Below are 16,217 nucleotides of genomic sequence, written 5' to 3'. Positions count from 1 at the left end.
ATTCCCCAAGGATCTGAAGAACCCTGTAACGCGGCTGCTTACCTGCATTCTAGGTCCCCTCGGGCCAAGGAAACATCCAGCGAACAAGGAGCATATCTTCATGGATTGGCGCGACAAAGCCGCCTGCCTGACCGCAGACCCCGAGCTGTTCTTCCCCGTCGGCAACACGGGACCCGCGGTCGACCAGATCGACAAGGCGAAGGCGGTCTGCGCGCGCTGCACCGTGACCGAGATCTGCCTGCAGTACGCGCTGGAGACCGGTCAGGACTCCGGCGTCTGGGGAGGTCTCTCCGAAGACGAGCGCCGCGCCCTCAAGCGCCGCGCCGCCCGCGCCCGCCGCGCGTCCTGAAACACAGCATCATCGCCGCCGAGGCGGCGCTTCCGAACACCTAGCAGACGTCATCGTCCGGAAGCGCCCCTCGGCGTTTCTCATTCCGCAGGCGCCGAGGGGCACGTTGTTGTCACTTTTCGGCGCGAGAAGTGACAACAACGTGCCCCTCGGCGGTCGTTTGGTGCGGGTCAAACGGTGGTGAGGTAGCGCAGGGGGACCTCGATGGTCACCTCGGTGCCCTGGCCCATCATCGTGTGCCAGTCGATCGCGCCGCCGAGCTCGCCCTGGATGAGCGTGCGCACGATCTGCGTGCCCAGGCCGGAGCCGACCTTGCCCTCCGGGAGCCCGGAGCCGTTGTCGACGACCTTCACGGTCAGCGAGTCCTCCGTGCGGTCGGCCACGATCTCCACCTGGCCCTCGCGGCCCGCGAGGCCGTGCTCGACGGCGTTGGTGACCAGCTCCGTCAGCGCCAGCGCAAGGGGCGTCGCGTACTCGCTCGGCAGCGAGCCGAACGTGCCCGACTTCTTCGGGTGCACCGTCGTCGTGTGGCTGGCGGCGACCTCCGCCACCAGCAGCAGCACGCGGTCGAACACGTCGTCGAAGTCCACGATCTGCGCGAGGCCCGTCGACAGCGTGTCGTGCACGACCGCGATCGCGGCGACGCGGCGCATGGCCTGGCTGAGCGCCTCCCTGGCCTCCTCCGAGTGGGTGCGCCGCGCCTGGATGCGCAGCAGGGAGGCGACCGTCTGGAGGTTGTTCTTCACCCGGTGGTGGATCTCGCGGATCGTCGCGTCCTTGGTGATGAGCTCGCGCTCCTGGTGGCGCTGCTCCGACACGTCGCGGCACAGCACGATCGCGCCGACGCGCTCCCCGCGGTTGCGGATCGGGATGGTGCGCAGCGACACCGTCACGCCGCGCGCCTCGATGTCGGTGCGCCACGGCGCACGGCCGGTGACCACCAGCGGGAGCGACTCGTCCACCGTGATGGTGCCGGCGAGGAGCTTGGTCGTGACCGTCGCCAGCGACTCGCCCTCCAGTTCGCCCGTGAACCCCATCCGGTTGAAGGCGCTGAGCGCGTTCGGGCTGGCGAACGTGGTGATGCCGGTGTCGTCCAGCCGGATCAGGCCGTCGGCCGCGCGCGGCGCGCCCCGGCGCGGGGCGGCGGGCGCGCCCAGGTCGGGGAAGTCGCCGGACGCGATCATGACGAACAGGTCGTTCGCGCAGTCGTTGAAGGTCAGCTCCTGGCGGCTGGGGGTGCGCGCCTCGCTGAGGTTGGTGTGCCGGGTGATGACGGCGACGGGCTCGTCCGCCGTCTGCGGCGAGTGGACGCTGAGCCGGCGGATCACCGGGACGGCGCGCACGCGCGTCGGCGTCTCCTCGTACCAGTCCGGGGCGGAGGTGTCGATGATCTGCTTGGTCAGGTACGCGTCGGTGACCTGCTGGCGCCACTCCGGCTTGATCCGCTGGCCGACGAAGTCGCGGTAGAACAGCGTCGCCGCGCTGGACGGCCGCGCGTGCGCGACGGCGACGAAGTCGTCGTCCGTGGTCGGCACCCACAGCACGATGTCGGCGAAGGCCAGATCGGCCAGGAGCTGCCAGTCGCCGACCAGGCTGTGGAGCCACTCCACGTCCGCCTCGGAGGAACGACCTTGGGCATGGACGAGATCACTGAGCGTCGACACTCCCCCACTATAGACAGCCCGCGCGGCACCGGTTGTCCACACCCGCGTTCAGGCCCTGGACCACCCGCGAGGCGCGCTGATTGAGTGTTCACCACGCACCGACGAACCACCGTCGACGAGAAAGAATCGAGCACCACCAGCATGAACGCACTTCTGTCCCCCGTCCTCGAACGGCCTGCGATCGAGCGGCCGAACGCGGCCCGGCCACCGCTCCGGCTCGTGCCGCAGCCGCGGGTCGTGCCGCCGCCGGTGCCCGGCCCTCCGCCGGATGCGGCGCGCTTCGAGCCGCGGACGCTCGACGCCGAGCTCCCGGCCTCCGGGGACGGCCTGGGGACGGCCTCGGGCATCGGCGAGGATGCCCGCCTCCTCTGCGCGAAGCTCGCGCTCTGCGTCATCGAGATCCTGGCGGGTGCGCGTCCGCTCGATCAGCTCGGCCGCTGGGTCAGCGACTCCGTCTTCATTCAGCTCCTGCGTCGCACCGTCATCGCCGCCCGCTCCCGGGAGGTCACGGGCGACGAAGCCAAGCGGCCCCGCGTGCGCGTCGGCGAGCCGCTGCTCAACCGGCTCGGCGACTCGGTCGTGGAGGCCGTCGTGATGATCCACCAGCCGTCGCGGTCGAGGGCGGTGGCGCTGCGCCTGGAGCGCCACAGGACGCGCTGGCGCGCCACCGCGATCACGGTGCTGTGACGGGCGACGCCCGCGAACCGGCGCCGTGGACGACGAACGGCGGAGCGGTCGTCGACCGCCCCGCCGTTCGGGAGCCCGCTCGCGCGAGGGTCAGCGCTTCTTGGCCTGGGCCCTGCGCTCCGCGCGGTTGACGGGAGCCTCGTCCCCGTCCTGGACGCGCTGGCCGAACGCGCCGCGCTGCGACGCGCCCTGGGCCGGCGGCGCCGCCTGGGCGGGAGCCGCCTGGCGCTGCTGGCGCTGAGCACGGTCGGTTGCCGCCTTCTCCAGCTGGCCGCGCTGGTTGCGCACCTCGACCTCGCCCTGCTCGCCCGGAGCCGAGTAGCTGAGCGGAGCCTCCGACTCTGCGCGGTTCAGGCCCTTCGCGGCCACCGCAGGAGCGATCTCATCGGGGGCCTGGTTGACCTCCACCTCCAGGTTGAACAGGAAGCCGACCGTCTCCTCGCGGATCGCGCCCATCATCTGCTGGAACATGGCGTAGCCCTCGCGCTGGTACTCGACCAGCGGGTCGCGCTGCGCCATCGCCCGCAGGCCGATGCCGTCCTTGAGGTAGTCCATCTCGTAGAGGTGGTCGCGCCAGCGGCGGTCGATGACCGAGAGCACCACGCGGCGCTCCAGCTCGCGCATCGCCGGGGAGCCGATCGACTCCTCGCGCTTCTGGTACGCGATCTTCGCGTCCGACATGATCTCGCGGCGCATGAAGTCGCGGTTGATGCGGCCCTTGTTGCCCGCCTCGGCGATGACTTCGTCGATCGAGACGCCGACCGGGTAGAGCGTCTTGAGCTCGGCCCACAGCGCGTCGAAGTCCCAGTCGTCGCCGCTGCCCTCGCCGGTGTGCTGGTCGAGGATGTCGTCCACCACGTCGGTGAGGAACTTCTGCACGCGCTCGTGCAGGTCGTCGCCCTCCAGGATGTGACGGCGGTCGCTGTAGATCGCCTCGCGCTGGCGGTTGAGGACGTCGTCGTACTTGAGGACGTTCTTGCGGATCTCGGCGTTGCGAGCCTCCACCTGCGACTGCGCGCTGCGGATGGCGCGGCTGACCACCTTCGACTCGATCGCCATGTCGTCGGGGACGCTGGTGCGGCCCATCAGGCTCTCGGCCGCGCCCGCGTTGAACAGGCGCATCAGGTCGTCGGTCAGCGACAGGTAGAAGCGGCTCTCGCCCGGGTCGCCCTGACGGCCGGAGCGACCGCGGAGCTGGTTGTCGATGCGGCGGGACTCGTGACGCTCGGTGCCCAGCACGTAGAGTCCGCCCGCGTCGATGACCTTCTCGGCCTCCTCGGAGACCTTCGCCTTCACCTCGTCGAAGACGCCCTCCCAGGCCTCCTCGTACTCGTCCGGCGTCTCGACCGGCGAGAGCCCGCGCGCGTTCATCTCGGCGACGGCGATGAACTCGGCGTTGCCGCCGAGCATGATGTCGGTGCCGCGGCCGGCCATGTTCGTGGCGACCGTGACCGAGCCGAGGCGGCCGGCCTGGGCGACGATCGCGGCCTCGCGCGCGTGGTTCTTGGCGTTCAGGACCTCGTGGCGCACGCCCTTCTTGGCGAGCAGGCGCGAGAGGTACTCGCTCTTCTCGACGCTCGTGGTGCCGACGAGGACCGGCTGGCCCTTCTCGTAGCGCTTGGCGATGTCCTCCACGACCTGGTCGAACTTGGCCTTCTCGTTCTTGTAGACGAGGTCCGGCTGGTCCTTGCGCTGCATCGGCTTGTTCGTCGGGATGGGGACGACGCCGAGCTTGTAGGTGCTCATGAACTCGGCGGCCTCGGTCTCGGCAGTACCTGTCATGCCGGACAGCTTCTTGTAGAGGCGGAAGTAGTTCTGCAGCGTGACGGTGGCGAGGGTCTGGTTCTCGGCCTTGACCTCCACGCCCTCCTTGGCCTCGATGGCCTGGTGGATGCCCTCGTTGTAGCGGCGGCCCACCAGGATGCGGCCGGTGTGCTCGTCGACGATGAGCACCTCGCCGTTCATCACGACGTAGTCCTTGTCGCGCTTGAACAGGGCGTTGGCCTTGATCGCATTGTTGAGGAAGGAGATGAGCGGGGTGTTCGCCGACTCGTAGAGGTTGTCGATGCCGAGGTAGTCCTCGACCTTCTCGATGCCGGGCTCCAGCACGCCGACGGTGCGCTTCTTCTCGTCCACCTCGTAGTCGACGTCGGGCGTCAGGCGGGTGGCGAGGCTGGCGAACTCGTTGAACCAGCGGTTGGCCTCGCCGGACGACGGACCCGAGATGATGAGCGGGGTGCGGGCCTCGTCGATGAGGATCGAGTCGACCTCGTCGACGATCGCGAAGTAGTGGCCGCGCTGGACCATGTCGCTCGCCTGCCACGCCATGTTGTCGCGCAGGTAGTCGAAGCCGAACTCGTTGTTCGTGCCGTAGGTGATGTCGGCGGCGTACATCTCCCGGCGCTCCTCCGGCGTCTGGCCGGAGAGGATGACGCCGGTCGTCATGCCGAGGGCGCGGAAGACGCGGCCCATCAGCTCGGACTGGTAGCTCGCCAGGTAGTCGTTGACCGTGATGACGTGCACGCCGCGGCTGGCGATCGCGTTGAGGTACGCCGCGGTCGTCGCCACGAGCGTCTTGCCCTCACCGGTCTTCATCTCGGCGATGTTGCCGAGGTGGAGCGCGGCGCCGCCCATGATCTGCACGTCGAAGTGGCGCATGCCGAGCGTCCGCTTGGACGCCTCGCGCACGGCGGCGAACGCCTCGGGGAGGAGGTCGTCCAGCGACTCGCCGTTGCTGTAGCGCTCGCGCAGTTCGACGGTCTCGTGCATGAGTTCGTCGTCGGTCAGCTCGCTGAAGTCGTCCTCGAGAGCGTTGACCGCCTTCGCGTACGCCTCCAGGCGCCGGAGGGTGCGTCCCTCGCCGACGCGGAGAACCTTTTCAAGAACTGAGGCCACTGATGCACTCCATTTTGATCGATCGGGCCGGTGATGCCCGCGCCACGGCGGACGCACGCCGCACGGCATACTCCGCCGACGATAGAGAACATCGTACTTGGTCCTCCCCGGAGCACGTCCCGCGGTCCCTGGGAGGGCGCTGCGAGACCGGTGAACGGGAAGCTCTGTGCCTACTCAACCTCGGTCGCTGGCTCCCTCGGCGCTGGGGTCGCCCACCGCTTCGCGCTGCCCTTGGCTCCACCGCGCGATGGCGTGCGCCGCCTGGGCGCACGCCATCGACGCTGAGTCAGCCGAGCTTGCGGCTCGCGGTCGCGACCTCCTGCAGCTCCTCGGCATCGTCGTCGAGGGCGATCACGCCGTAGTCCCAGCCCTTGCGGCGGTAGACGACGCTCGGCCGCTTGGTCTCCTGATCCACGAACAGGTAGAAGTCGTGGCCCACGAGCTCCATGTAATAGAGGGCGTCGTCGACGGTCATCGGGATGCTCGCGAAGACCTTCTGCCGGATCACGACGGGGCTGTACTCCTCCTCGGCCTCCACTCCGTCCGCCGGCTCGTCGGACGCCACGGGGACACTGCCCGTGCGCACCTGGTCGAGCACCGACACCGGGGCCGCCGCGAGCCCGACCGCGCTGAAGCCGTCGGTGCTCGCCTCGCGCAGCGAGGTCGGGCGATGCTGCCCGCGATGCACCTTGCGCCTGTCCTTGGCCCTCCTGACACGTTCGAGAAGCTTCCCGAGCGCGATGTCGAACGCGGCGTACTTGTCCGTTCCGGTCGCTTCGGACCGGACCACGGCTCGCGGTCCGACCAGGGTCAACTCGACCCGGTCGTCGCCGTTCTGGGAACCCAGCTTCTCGTTGTGCCTGCTGACCTTGATCTCGAAGGAGATGGCCCGCTCGGCGAGATGCGCGACCTTATCGGCCTTCTCCGTCGCGTACTCACGGAAGCGATCAGTGATTCCCAGGTTGCGTCCGACGATGTTGATGTCCATGAAGACCTCCCTGATCCGGCGTGACGTCCGCCCGGATCACGAAGGGCGGATCGCTCTCGCCTTTTCGACCACCGTAGTGCTCCCCCGCACGTAACGGAACCGTGATCAGCGGGTGAATTCCAGGATTCTGCCGAACGCCCGCCGGATGACGCCGCGCGGGGCCGGTCATCGTCGGCGGCGCGGCGTACGGGCGATGGTCGCCGCGCCGCCGACGGTGCCGCCGGCCGCCCGGATCGCGCGCGCGGCCTCCGCGATCGTGGCCCCGCTGGTCACGATGTCGTCGACGATCACGCACCTCCGGCCGCGAAGCCGCCGGGAGGCGACCATGCTGCCCGCCCGGTTGTCGGCCCGCTGGACGTTCCCGAGCGCGGCCTGGTCCGCGGTCTGCCGGGTGAGCCGGAGCGCGTGCCACAGCGGAGGCGCGAGCACCCGGGTGCGCGCCAGCACCATCCCCGTCGGGTGGTAGCCGCGCCGCCGCCACGCCGCCCGGGTCGACGGGATCAGGACGGGGACGGCACCGCGCCCGGGCGGCCCGGCGGCCGCGGCGAGCACCGGAGTCAGCGCACCGGCCAGAGGGCGCGCCGTGTCCACCCGGCCGCCCTCCTTGTAGGCGAGGAGCACGGTTCGCGGCACCTCGTCGTAGTCCAGGGCGGACCACACGGCGACCCCGCGGACGGTGCGGAGGCGCACCTCGGGGGTGAGGGCGCGTGTGCAGTCGGCGCAGAGCGAGCGGTCGGGCGCGGCGCATCCCGCGCAACTCACCGGGAGCAGCACGGCGGCGGCGTCGAGGAACGCGTCGCGGACGGTCGAGCGGAGGTCGGGGCGGAGGGAGGCGTTGGTGATCGTCATGGATCCACCCTCGCCGCGGCCGTACGGCGCCGGGCGTCGATCACGGAATCCGTGGACAAGTCGTCGCGCGTCGTCAGCTGTGGAGGAGGACTCAGGGCTGCCCGAGCTGCACCGCGACCGCGCCGACCTTGTCCGCCTGCGTCTGCCACCCGCTCCCCGTGGGCGCCTGCAGCGTCCCGTCGCCGGCCAGCACCAGGTAGCGCGACAGGCCGCCCGCCCCCACGATCGTCCGCCCGGTCACCGGACCCGTCGTGGTCGATGTCGTGCCGCCGATGGTCTGCTCCGCGATCCCGGTCGCATCGCCGTTCGTCGCGCTGAGCACCACCACCGTGAGCTCGCCCGTCCAGGCTATCGAGGTCGGGATGCCGTCGCCGACCGTGAGCTCGATCGGCGCGGTGATGGAGGTCGGCAGGCCGTCCGATCCTCGGACCACGCCCGCGGCGAGCACCGAGTAGCCGGTCGCCGTGCGCACGATCGCCACCACCCGCGTCCCGTCCCGGGAGACGGCGAGCGCGACGATGCCGACCGCGCCGGGCCAGTCCACCTTCACGGCGTGCGGCTGCCCGTTGGGGCCCGCGACCTGGATCGCGTCGGGAGCCGCCGCCGGGACGCTCCACAGCCAGCCCTGGTTGTCCAATGCGGGGGCGATGAGTCCCGGGCGGATGTCGACGTGCACCGGATCCCCGGACTTCCGGACGAGCACGGCGGCCCCGCGCGACAGCACCGCGACCTCGTCGCGCGCGGCGTTCACCGTAGCGGCGCTGGGCGCCAGGGCCACGACCTTGTCGCTGAGCCCGCTCAGCGGGGTGATGGTCGAGCCGTTGAGGAGGCCGAACGACTCCCCGCGATAGACCACGGCGTGCGAGTCCACCGGCGGGTCCTGCTGCGGCACCGACCCGTCCGGCAGGGGCGGCACCTGCAGCTGGTTCCCCTCGATCGACAGCTGGACCGACGATGCCAGCGACCCGAGACTCTGTTCGAGCTGGAGCTGCATCCTCTGCAGCTGGAGCTGGTTCGCCTGACCCGCCTCCGAGCTGAGGTCCACGTGCGCGGCGCCGTTGGACGTCGTCACGGACGGCACCGCGAGTTGCGTGCCCTCGGGGAAGGCGCTGATCACGGCGCCGTTCAGCCACTTGGCCGGTCCGGCGAGCACGGCGCTCGCCACGCGCGTGGCCGCCGTCGCGACGCGGGCGGGGAACCAGCGGGCGTCGGGCACCAGGTAGGAGAAGTCCGCGTTGTAGAAGTAGAGCGTCTGCTGGCTGTAGACGGCGCGGAAGGTCGGATCGTCGATGACCACGCCCGCCGGCGCCACGGAGATGCGCCACTGGCCGTTCTCCTTGGCCACCTCGTAGCTGAGCCCGACCGGCGCCTTGCTCGACACCGGATGGTAGGTCCCTGCACTGTCCACGTTGGCGACCGGGTTGACGTCGACCGACCACTGGTTCCCGCTGTGGTCGTAGGTGCGGCTGCGGCCGTCGTCCACCGTGACCGACTCGTCCGGGTTCCAGGAGGCCGCCGTCGACCGGGTGAGGTACTCGCGGGCGATCTGGAAGTTGTTCTTCGGGCTGGAGGCCGCGTCGATGAAGCCCTGCACGATCCGCTGCGGCGTCGCGCCGTTCTCCGGCGGCGACGGGTTGAAGTCGAGGTCGAGCTGGTCGTTGACCTGCGCGACGGGACCGCCACGGCGCACGGGACCGGTGTCGGGGATGCTCGCGCACGACGCGAGCACCAGCGCGAGCGCCAGGGCGACGGCGGCGGCGAGTCCGCGGGACGTCCTCCGGATCATGCGTGCGCCTCGCTTCCCGGCCGCGGCGCAGGGTCGAGGTTACCCGCCCCGCGGTCGAGCGCTCCGGTGTCGTCGGGCGCCGACGCCTCGGGTCGCGAGGGCTTCGTCCCCGCGTCGACGGGAGGCAGCGGGATCGGGGAGGCGATGATGCCCTTGCCGGTGAACCGCGGCAGGGTGAGCCGGAAGCACGACCCCTGCGCTGGCATCGACCAGACCTGCAGCCAGCCCGAGTGCAGGGTGGCGTCCTCCAGCGAGATGGCGAGGCCGAGGCCGGTCCCGCCGAGGGTCCGCTTGCGGGACGGGTCGGCGCGCCAGAACCGGTCGAAGACGTGGTTGACGTCCTGCTGGCTCATGCCGATGCCGTAGTCGCGGACCGCGAGCGCGACCGCCGTCTCGTTGCTGTCGACGGTGACCACCACAGGCGCGCCCTCGCCGTGCTCGATCGCGTTGCCGATGAGGTTGCGGACGACGCGGCGGATGCGGCGCGGGTCCATGCCGACGTCGAAGTAGCCACCGGGGGCCTCCAGACGGAGCTCCGAGCCGTTCTGCTCGGCGAGCGTGCGCAGCTCGTCCACGACCTCCTCGGCCAGCCGCACCAGGTTGGTGGGCTCCGGATCGAGCGCGACCGAGCCGGCGTCGTACCTGCTGATCTCCAGGAGGTCGGAGAGCAGCCGGTCGAACCGCTCGATCTGGGTGTGCAGCAGCTCGGCCGTCCGGGAGGTCGCCGGCGGGAACGAGCCGCGCTGATCGTAGATCACGTCACCGGCCAGCCGAATGGTGGTCAGCGGCGTGCGCAGCTCGTGCGACACGTCCGACACGAACCGCTGCTGGAGCTGGGACAGCGTCGCGAGCTGGTTGATCTGGCTCTGCATGCTGTCCGCCATCCCGTTGAACGAGCGGGCCAGCGTGGCGAAGACGTCCTCGCCCTTCTCCGGTATGCGCACCGCGAGGTCGCCGGCCGCGAGCCGTTCGCTGGTCCGCGCGGCGACCCGGATGGGCTCCACGACGAAGCGCACGATCAGCCAGGTGATCGCGCCGATGAGGACGATGAGCGCCAGCCCGGCGAGCAGCAGGGTGTTCTGGACGAAGAGCAGGGTGTTCTCCGCGTCGCGCAGGTTGTAGCCGATGTAGAGCTCGTAGCGGCCGTACGACGGCAGGGTGAGCTGGGTGCCGACGACGATCCCCGGGTCCGTGGAGTCGGACGCCGCCGGCAGTGCGACCGACTGGTAGAACTGCTTGGTCCCGCCGTTCTCGACGGCGGTGCGGAGCTCCGGGGAGATCACCGGGTTGAGGGCGGGGCTGCCGCGGTCGGGAGGCGCGAGCACGCTGGTGTCCTGGCCGGGGACGCGGTAGGCCGCGATCAGCCGGCTGGAGGTCGAGGCCTGCACGGACTGCAGCGTGGAGTTGAGCAGGTTCTTGCCGCTGTCGCCGGACGAGATGTCCGACGCGTTGAGCGTCGACTGCGCAGCCGTGGTGGCCCGGCTGGAGTCGCGGAGCGCCTGGTCCAGCCGCGACTGGTAGAGGTCGTTGCTGATGCTGAGCGCCATGTAGACGCCCGTGACGAGGATCGCGACGCCGGTCAGGAGCAGCGTGATCGCGACCGTGCGGAGCTGCAGCGAGCGTCTCCAGAGGCGCGACAGCTCGGACGGCACCTGCCGCCACCACTCCCTGTCGGGCCACCGGAAGCGCATCGCGGGCTCCCGGTCAGGTCGCCGCGCCGGCGCGGTAGCCGACCCCGCGCACGGTCATGACGATCTTGGGGTTGTCCGGGTCCTGCTCCACCTTGGCGCGCAGGCGCTGGACGTGCACGTTCACCAGCCGGGTGTCGGCCTTGTAGTGGTAGCCCCAGACCTGCTCAAGCAGCATCTCGCGGGTGAACACCTGCTGCGGCTTGGAGGCGAGGGCGAGCAGGAGGTCGAACTCCAGCGGGGTGAGCGCGATGCGGCCGTCGCCGCGGCGGACCTCGTGGCCGGCGACGTCGACGACGAGGTCGCCGACGCGCAGCTGCTCGGCGGGCGGGCTGGTGGGGGCCGGGCGCAGCCGGGTGCGGATGCGCGCGACCAGCTCTTTGGGGTTGAAGGGCTTGACCATGTAGTCGTCGGCGCCGGACTCCAGGCCCTTGACGACGTCCGCGGTGTCGGACTTGGCGGTGAGCATGATGACGGGCGTGCCGGACTCGGCGCGGATGCGGCCGCACACCTCGATGCCGTCGAGGCCGGGCAGCATCAGGTCGAGGAGGACGAGGTCGGGCTTGGCCGCGCGGAAGATGTCGAGCGCCTGTGCGCCGTCCTCGCAGAACACGGGGTCGAATCCCTCGGTGCGGAGCACGATGCCGATCATCTCGGCGAGGGCGGTGTCGTCGTCGACCACCAGGATGCGACTAGTCATGTCCGAAGAATCCCCTGAACCCCTCTCGGGCGGCGCGCGCCGCAGCAGTAACGGGTCAAGCGTAGTCGAGGACGCTGCACGAGCCTTGTATGCCGGCCCGGTGCGGGCTGTGGGCACGTCGAGACTGTGGAGAACCGGGTTGTCCACGTGCCCTATGGGCGGGGCATCGCGGGGACGGCGGATGTGCCAGCATGGGAGCACCGCACAACGGGGGATGAGAGGCACGGCGTGAGCGACGACCAGAGCTGGCGGGCACCTGGGGAGGCCGGGGATCCGGACGGCCAGGGCGCCGGGGCCGACGGCGCCGCGTCTGCGGGGCCGGAGGCTGGCGGGGCCGCGCCGGAGCAGCCGCGGTACGGGGAGTACGCGCCGGGGTATCCGCAGCAGCCGGGGTACCCGCAACCGCAGGGATACCCGCAGCAGCCCGGTTATCCGCAGCAGCCTGGTTACCCCCAGCAGCCCGGTTACCCGCAGTACGACTACCAGCAGCACGCGTGGCAGCAGCAGCAGGCCTGGCAGCAGCAGGGATGGCAGCAGCCGTACGGCGCGACCGGCGCTCAACCCGGCTGGGCTCCGCCGCCGAAGCCGGGACTCATCCCGCTGCGCCCGCTGTCGTTCGGCAACCTGCTGGGCGCGCCGTTCCAGGCGCTGCGCCGCAACCCGAAGATCACCGTCGGCGCGGCCCTCCTGCTCCAGGGCGTCCCCGCGATCCTCGTCACCGCGATCCTGTACGGCGGCCTCTACCTCCTCTTCTCCCGGGTCGCGACGGCGGACGCCGCCGATCGCAGCACCATCACCGCGGGCGCCGTGGGCGGCAGCATCGTCCTCGGGGTCCTCGTCATCGTCATCTCGGGGATCTTCGGCGCGCTGCTCCAGGGCATCATCGTCGCCGAGGTGTCGCGCGAGACGCTCGGCGAGAAGCTGAACCTGCGCGCGCTCTGGCGGCTCATCCGCCCCCGGTTCGGCGCCCTGGTCGGCTGGACGTTCCTGTGGTCGCTGTTCTGGCTGGTCGCCCTCGCGCTCGTGGTCTCCATCATCGTCGCCCTCGCGATGCTCGGCGGCACGGCCGGTGTGCTCGGCGCGGTCCTGGCGGGGATCGGCGGGAGCCTCGGCCTGCTGGCCGTCTTCATCTGGCTGTACACCAAGCTCTCGATCGTGCCGAGCGCGCTCGTCATCGAGCGGCTTCCGTTCCGCTCCGCCATCGCGCGCTCCTGGCGGCTGACGACCGGCTACTTCTGGCGCACGTTCGGGGTGATCGTCCTGCTGGCGATGATCATCTACGCCGTGACCCAGGTCATCGCGTTCCCGTTCGCGATCATCGGCGGGATGCTGGGCGGCATCTTCGCGCCGACCTCGCTCAGCACCGCCGACCCGAACTCGTACAGTCAGGTCATCATCGGACAGCTCGGCGTGAACGGGATGTCGGCGATCGTCGGGGCGATCGTGGGCGCGATCGGCAGCGTCGTCCAGTCCGCCGCGCTCGGCCTCATCTACATCGACCTGCGGATGCGCAAGGAGGGCCTCGACCTGGAGCTCGTGCGGTTCGTGGAGGCCAGGCAGACCGGCCAGGAGCTGCCCGATCCGTTCACGCAGCCCGCGCCGAGCGCGACCGCCCCGAACTCGGCCTGGCCGGGCGCCTGAGCGTGCACCTCGACATCCCGGTCGATCCGAGCTCGCCGCAGGCGCAGGACTGGATCCGCAACGAACTCGCCAAGCCGGAGTACCAGACGTCGAAGCCGACCTGGTTCGACATCGCCTCCAAGGCGGTGCAGGACTGGCTCGCGTCGCTGCTGAACGGTCCGACCGGGAGCGCGAGCCCGGTGCTCCTCGTCGTGGTCGTGCTGATCGTCGCGGCCATCGTCGTGGTCGCGTTCCTCGTGTTCGGCCGGCCCCGGGTCAACCGGCGGGCGGCGTCCACCCCGCGCGCGCTGTTCGGCGCCGGCGACGCCCGCTCCGCTGACGAGCTGCGGCGGTCGGCGGCCGACGCGGCGCGGGCCGAGGACTGGCCGCTCGCGATCGAGGAGCAGTTCCGCGCCATCGCGGCCGCCCTCGACGAGCGCACCCTGGTGGACGTCCGCCCCGGCACCACCGCGACCGAGTTCGCATCCAAGGCCTCGCGCGCGGCGCCCGCGGAGGCCGCCGAGCTGCGCCAGGCGGCCCGGACTTTCGACGAGGTGCGCTACCTCGACCGGCCCGGCTCCGAGGCCGGCTACCGGCACCTCCTCGACCTCGACGGACGACTCCGGCGGGTGCGGCCGCCCCAGGAGGCCCCCGAGCGCATGACCGGAACCCTCGCATGACCGGAGCACTCGCACCAGAGGCCGAGCGACCGGCCGCGCCCGAGGGCGGCCCGGGGGACGCACCCGCGGTCTCCCCACCGTCCGTCGCACCGCGCGCCGCGCCGTGCCGTGGATCGTCCTCGCCGTCATCGCCGTGATCATCGGGCTGTCCGGCATGCTGCTGAACGGTGGCGGCACCATCGGCGGCGACCCGCTGAGCGCCACCAACCCGGGTCCGGTCGGCGGCAAGGCCCTCGCACAGGTGCTCCGCCAGCAGGGCGTGACCGTACGCACCGCCGGGACGCTCGAGGAGGTGCGCGCCGCAGCGGGAGACGACACCACGGTGCTGGTCTACGACCCGGCGGCCAACCTCGACCGGAAGGGCTACGACCAGCTCAGCTCGATCGCGAGCACGATCGTGGTGGTCGAGCCCGGCTTCACGGCGCTGCAGGCACTCGCCCCCGGCGTGCACGCGGCGGGCGACCCCGGCTCCACGGCGGCCGCGCGCTGCGACCTGCCCGTCGCCCAGCGGGCGGAGCGGATCGACCCCCGGCCCACGGCCAACACCAAGGACGTCGCATCGCCGGGCAGCTTCCGCGTGACCGGCGACGCGACCGCGTGCTTCGTGTCGTCGGGAGACCGCGCCTCCCTCGTGCGCACGACCTACGACGGCCGTACCGTCTACCTGCTCGGGTCGGCCGCCACCCTCATGAACGACGGCGTGGACCGGCTCGGCAACGCCGCCCTAGGCCTCGGCCTCCTCGGCGAGCACCGCACGCTGGTCTGGTACCTGCCCGGCCTGCTCGATCGGCCGGTCACCGGGCCGCCCGACCTCGCGACGCTGACACCGGGCTGGGTGACGCCGGTCCTCCTGTTGCTGACGCTCGTGTTCGTCGCCGCCGCCGTCTGGCGCGGCCGGCGCTTCGGGCCGCTGGTCGTCGAGCACCTCCCCGTCGTCGTGCGAGCGGGTGAGACCCGTGAGGGCCGCGCGCGGCTCTACCAGAGGTCGTCCGCCCGGCTCCGCGCCGCCGACGCCCTGCGCATCGGGGCGATCGGCCGGCTGGCCGCCCAGGTCGGCCTCCCGCGCGTGGCCACCACCGAGGAGGTCGCCGACGCCGTCGCCGCGATCACCGGCCGCGACCGCGCCGGCATCATCCACCTGCTCCTGGAACAGCATCCGGACAGCGACCGGGAGCTCGTCGAGCTCTCCGACCGGCTGGCCGAGCTCGAACGCGCGACGGCCGACGCCGCGTCGCCGCACACCACACACACTGGGCGAACGACCGGAAGAATGGAACCATGACCGACCTCACCACCGGCTCTCACTCGGCCTCGGCAGCACAGTACGGCGCCACGGCGCCCTCCTCGCCGGGCTCCTCCGACCTGCGGCACGCGCTGGCGCGCGTCCGCGCCGAGGTGGGCAAGGCCGTCGTCGGCCAGGAAGGCGCGGTCACCGGGCTGATCATCGCGCTGCTCGCCCGCGGCCACGTGCTCCTGGAGGGCGTCCCCGGTGTCGCGAAGACCCTGCTCGTGCGCGCGCTCAGCGAGGCGCTGAGCCTGTCGACCACGCGCATCCAGTTCACGCCCGACCTGATGCCCGGCGACGTCACCGGCTCGCTCGTCTACGACGCGCAGACGGGCGGGTTCGTGTTCCGCGAGGGCCCGGTGTTCACGAACATCCTGCTGGCGGACGAGATCAACCGCACGCCGCCGAAGACCCAGTCGGCGCTGCTGGAGGCGATGGAGGAGCGTCAGGTCAGCGTCGACGGCGTGAGCCGCCGCCTCCCCGATCCGTTCATCGTCGCGGCCACCCAGAACCCGATCGAGTACGAGGGCACCTACACCCTGCCGGAGGCCCAGCTCGACCGGTTCCTGCTCAAGCTCACCCTCGACGTGCCGGAGCGCGAGGCCGAGGTGGAGGTGCTGCGCCGGCACGCGGCCGGCTTCAACCCGCGCGACCTCGCGGGGGCGGGCGTGACGCCGGTCCTCGACGCCCGGCAGCTCGAAGCCGCACGGGCGGCCGCCGCGGCCGTCGGCGCGAACCCGGACGTGCTCGCCTACATCGTCGACCTGGCCCGCGCCACCCGCCGCAGCCCCTCGGTGCGCCTCGGTGTCAGCCCGCGCGGAACGACCGCCCTGCTCGCCGCAGCCAAGTCCTGGGCGTGGCTGTCCGGCTACGACTCGATCACGCCGGACCACGTCCAGGCGATGCTCGTTCCGGTCTGGCGGCACCGCATCCAGCTCCGTCCGGAGGCGGAGCTGGAAGGGGTGGGCGCCGACGCCGTGCTGCGCTCGATCGTGCAGCAGGTCCAGGTTCCGATCTAGGCCGCGC

Annotated in this window: 13 protein-coding genes; 6 read left to right on the top strand and 7 right to left on the bottom strand. The window is 71.3% G+C overall.

Going from position 1 to position 16,217, the window contains the following annotated elements:
- The first annotated feature begins 100 nt into the window (after positions 1–100).
- Positions 101–349 carry a WhiB family transcriptional regulator gene (locus ACQ86L_RS18820; RefSeq protein ID WP_018190103.1) on the top strand — a complete coding sequence of 83 codons (249 nt, stop codon included), beginning with the start codon at positions 101–103 and terminating at the stop codon, positions 347–349.
- A gap of 170 nt (positions 350–519) precedes the next feature.
- Here ACQ86L_RS18820 and ACQ86L_RS18815 read toward each other — a convergent pair whose 3' ends face one another.
- A complete protein-coding gene (locus ACQ86L_RS18815; protein WP_434316748.1) occupies positions 520–2,013 on the bottom strand; it encodes a sensor histidine kinase in 1,494 nt (497 codons plus the stop codon).
- Positions 2,014–2,154: 141 nt separating this feature from the next.
- On the opposite strand from ACQ86L_RS18815, the gene ACQ86L_RS18810 reads away from it, so the two are divergent.
- Positions 2,155–2,700, top strand: coding sequence for an Rv3235 family protein (locus ACQ86L_RS18810; protein ID WP_434316747.1), 546 nt, complete (start codon positions 2,155–2,157; stop codon positions 2,698–2,700).
- A gap of 90 nt (positions 2,701–2,790) precedes the next feature.
- Here ACQ86L_RS18810 and secA read toward each other — a convergent pair whose 3' ends face one another.
- The 6 genes from secA to mtrA form a co-directional block, all read right to left on the bottom strand.
- Positions 2,791–5,595: a preprotein translocase subunit SecA gene (gene secA, locus ACQ86L_RS18805; RefSeq protein WP_434316746.1), complete on the bottom strand. Its 2,805-nt coding sequence runs from the start codon at positions 5,593–5,595 to the stop codon at positions 2,791–2,793.
- A 286-nt stretch (positions 5,596–5,881) separates the two neighbouring features.
- A complete protein-coding gene (hpf, locus tag ACQ86L_RS18800; protein WP_434316745.1) occupies positions 5,882–6,583 on the bottom strand; it encodes a ribosome hibernation-promoting factor, HPF/YfiA family in 702 nt (233 codons plus the stop codon).
- 165 nt (positions 6,584–6,748) lie between these two features.
- Positions 6,749–7,432: a ComF family protein gene (locus tag ACQ86L_RS18795; RefSeq protein ID WP_434316744.1), complete on the bottom strand. Its 684-nt coding sequence runs from the start codon at positions 7,430–7,432 to the stop codon at positions 6,749–6,751.
- 91 nt (positions 7,433–7,523) lie between these two features.
- Positions 7,524–9,218 carry an LpqB family beta-propeller domain-containing protein gene (locus ACQ86L_RS18790; protein WP_434316743.1) on the bottom strand — a complete coding sequence of 565 codons (1,695 nt, stop codon included), beginning with the start codon at positions 9,216–9,218 and terminating at the stop codon, positions 7,524–7,526.
- Positions 9,215–10,909 carry an MtrAB system histidine kinase MtrB gene (gene mtrB / locus ACQ86L_RS18785; RefSeq protein WP_434316742.1) on the bottom strand — a complete coding sequence of 565 codons (1,695 nt, stop codon included), beginning with the start codon at positions 10,907–10,909 and terminating at the stop codon, positions 9,215–9,217. Before mtrB ends, ACQ86L_RS18790 begins: the two co-directional genes overlap by 4 nt.
- A 13-nt stretch (positions 10,910–10,922) precedes the next feature.
- Positions 10,923–11,606, bottom strand: a complete 684-nt coding sequence (gene mtrA / locus ACQ86L_RS18780; protein ID WP_345836715.1) for an MtrAB system response regulator MtrA — start codon at positions 11,604–11,606, stop codon at positions 10,923–10,925.
- A gap of 228 nt (positions 11,607–11,834) precedes the next feature.
- Between mtrA and ACQ86L_RS18775 the strand changes: the two genes are divergently transcribed.
- The 4 genes from ACQ86L_RS18775 to ACQ86L_RS18760 all read left to right on the top strand — a co-directional run bounded on the left by ACQ86L_RS18775 (position 11,835) and on the right by ACQ86L_RS18760 (position 16,210).
- Positions 11,835–13,247, top strand: a complete 1,413-nt coding sequence (locus ACQ86L_RS18775; RefSeq protein WP_434316741.1) for a hypothetical protein — start codon at positions 11,835–11,837, stop codon at positions 13,245–13,247.
- A 2-nt stretch (positions 13,248–13,249) separates the two neighbouring features.
- Positions 13,250–13,906: a DUF4129 domain-containing protein gene (locus ACQ86L_RS18770; protein ID WP_434316740.1), complete on the top strand. Its 657-nt coding sequence runs from the start codon at positions 13,250–13,252 to the stop codon at positions 13,904–13,906.
- A gap of 103 nt (positions 13,907–14,009) precedes the next feature.
- Positions 14,010–15,188 (top strand): DUF4350 domain-containing protein, encoded by a 1,179-nt coding sequence (locus ACQ86L_RS18765; protein ID WP_434316739.1) that lies wholly within the window; start codon positions 14,010–14,012, stop codon positions 15,186–15,188.
- Entirely contained in the window at positions 15,185–16,210 is a 1,026-nt protein-coding gene (locus tag ACQ86L_RS18760) for an AAA family ATPase (RefSeq protein WP_434316738.1), read from the top strand. Before ACQ86L_RS18765 ends, ACQ86L_RS18760 begins: the two co-directional genes overlap by 4 nt.
- Positions 16,211–16,217: the final 7 nt, after the last annotated feature.

Origin of the sequence: Leifsonia sp. P73 (assembly GCF_051059105.1) — a bacterium.
Classification (GTDB): Bacteria; Actinomycetota; Actinomycetes; order Actinomycetales; family Microbacteriaceae; genus Leifsonia.
This window is presented reverse-complemented; position numbering and strand designations above follow the sequence as displayed.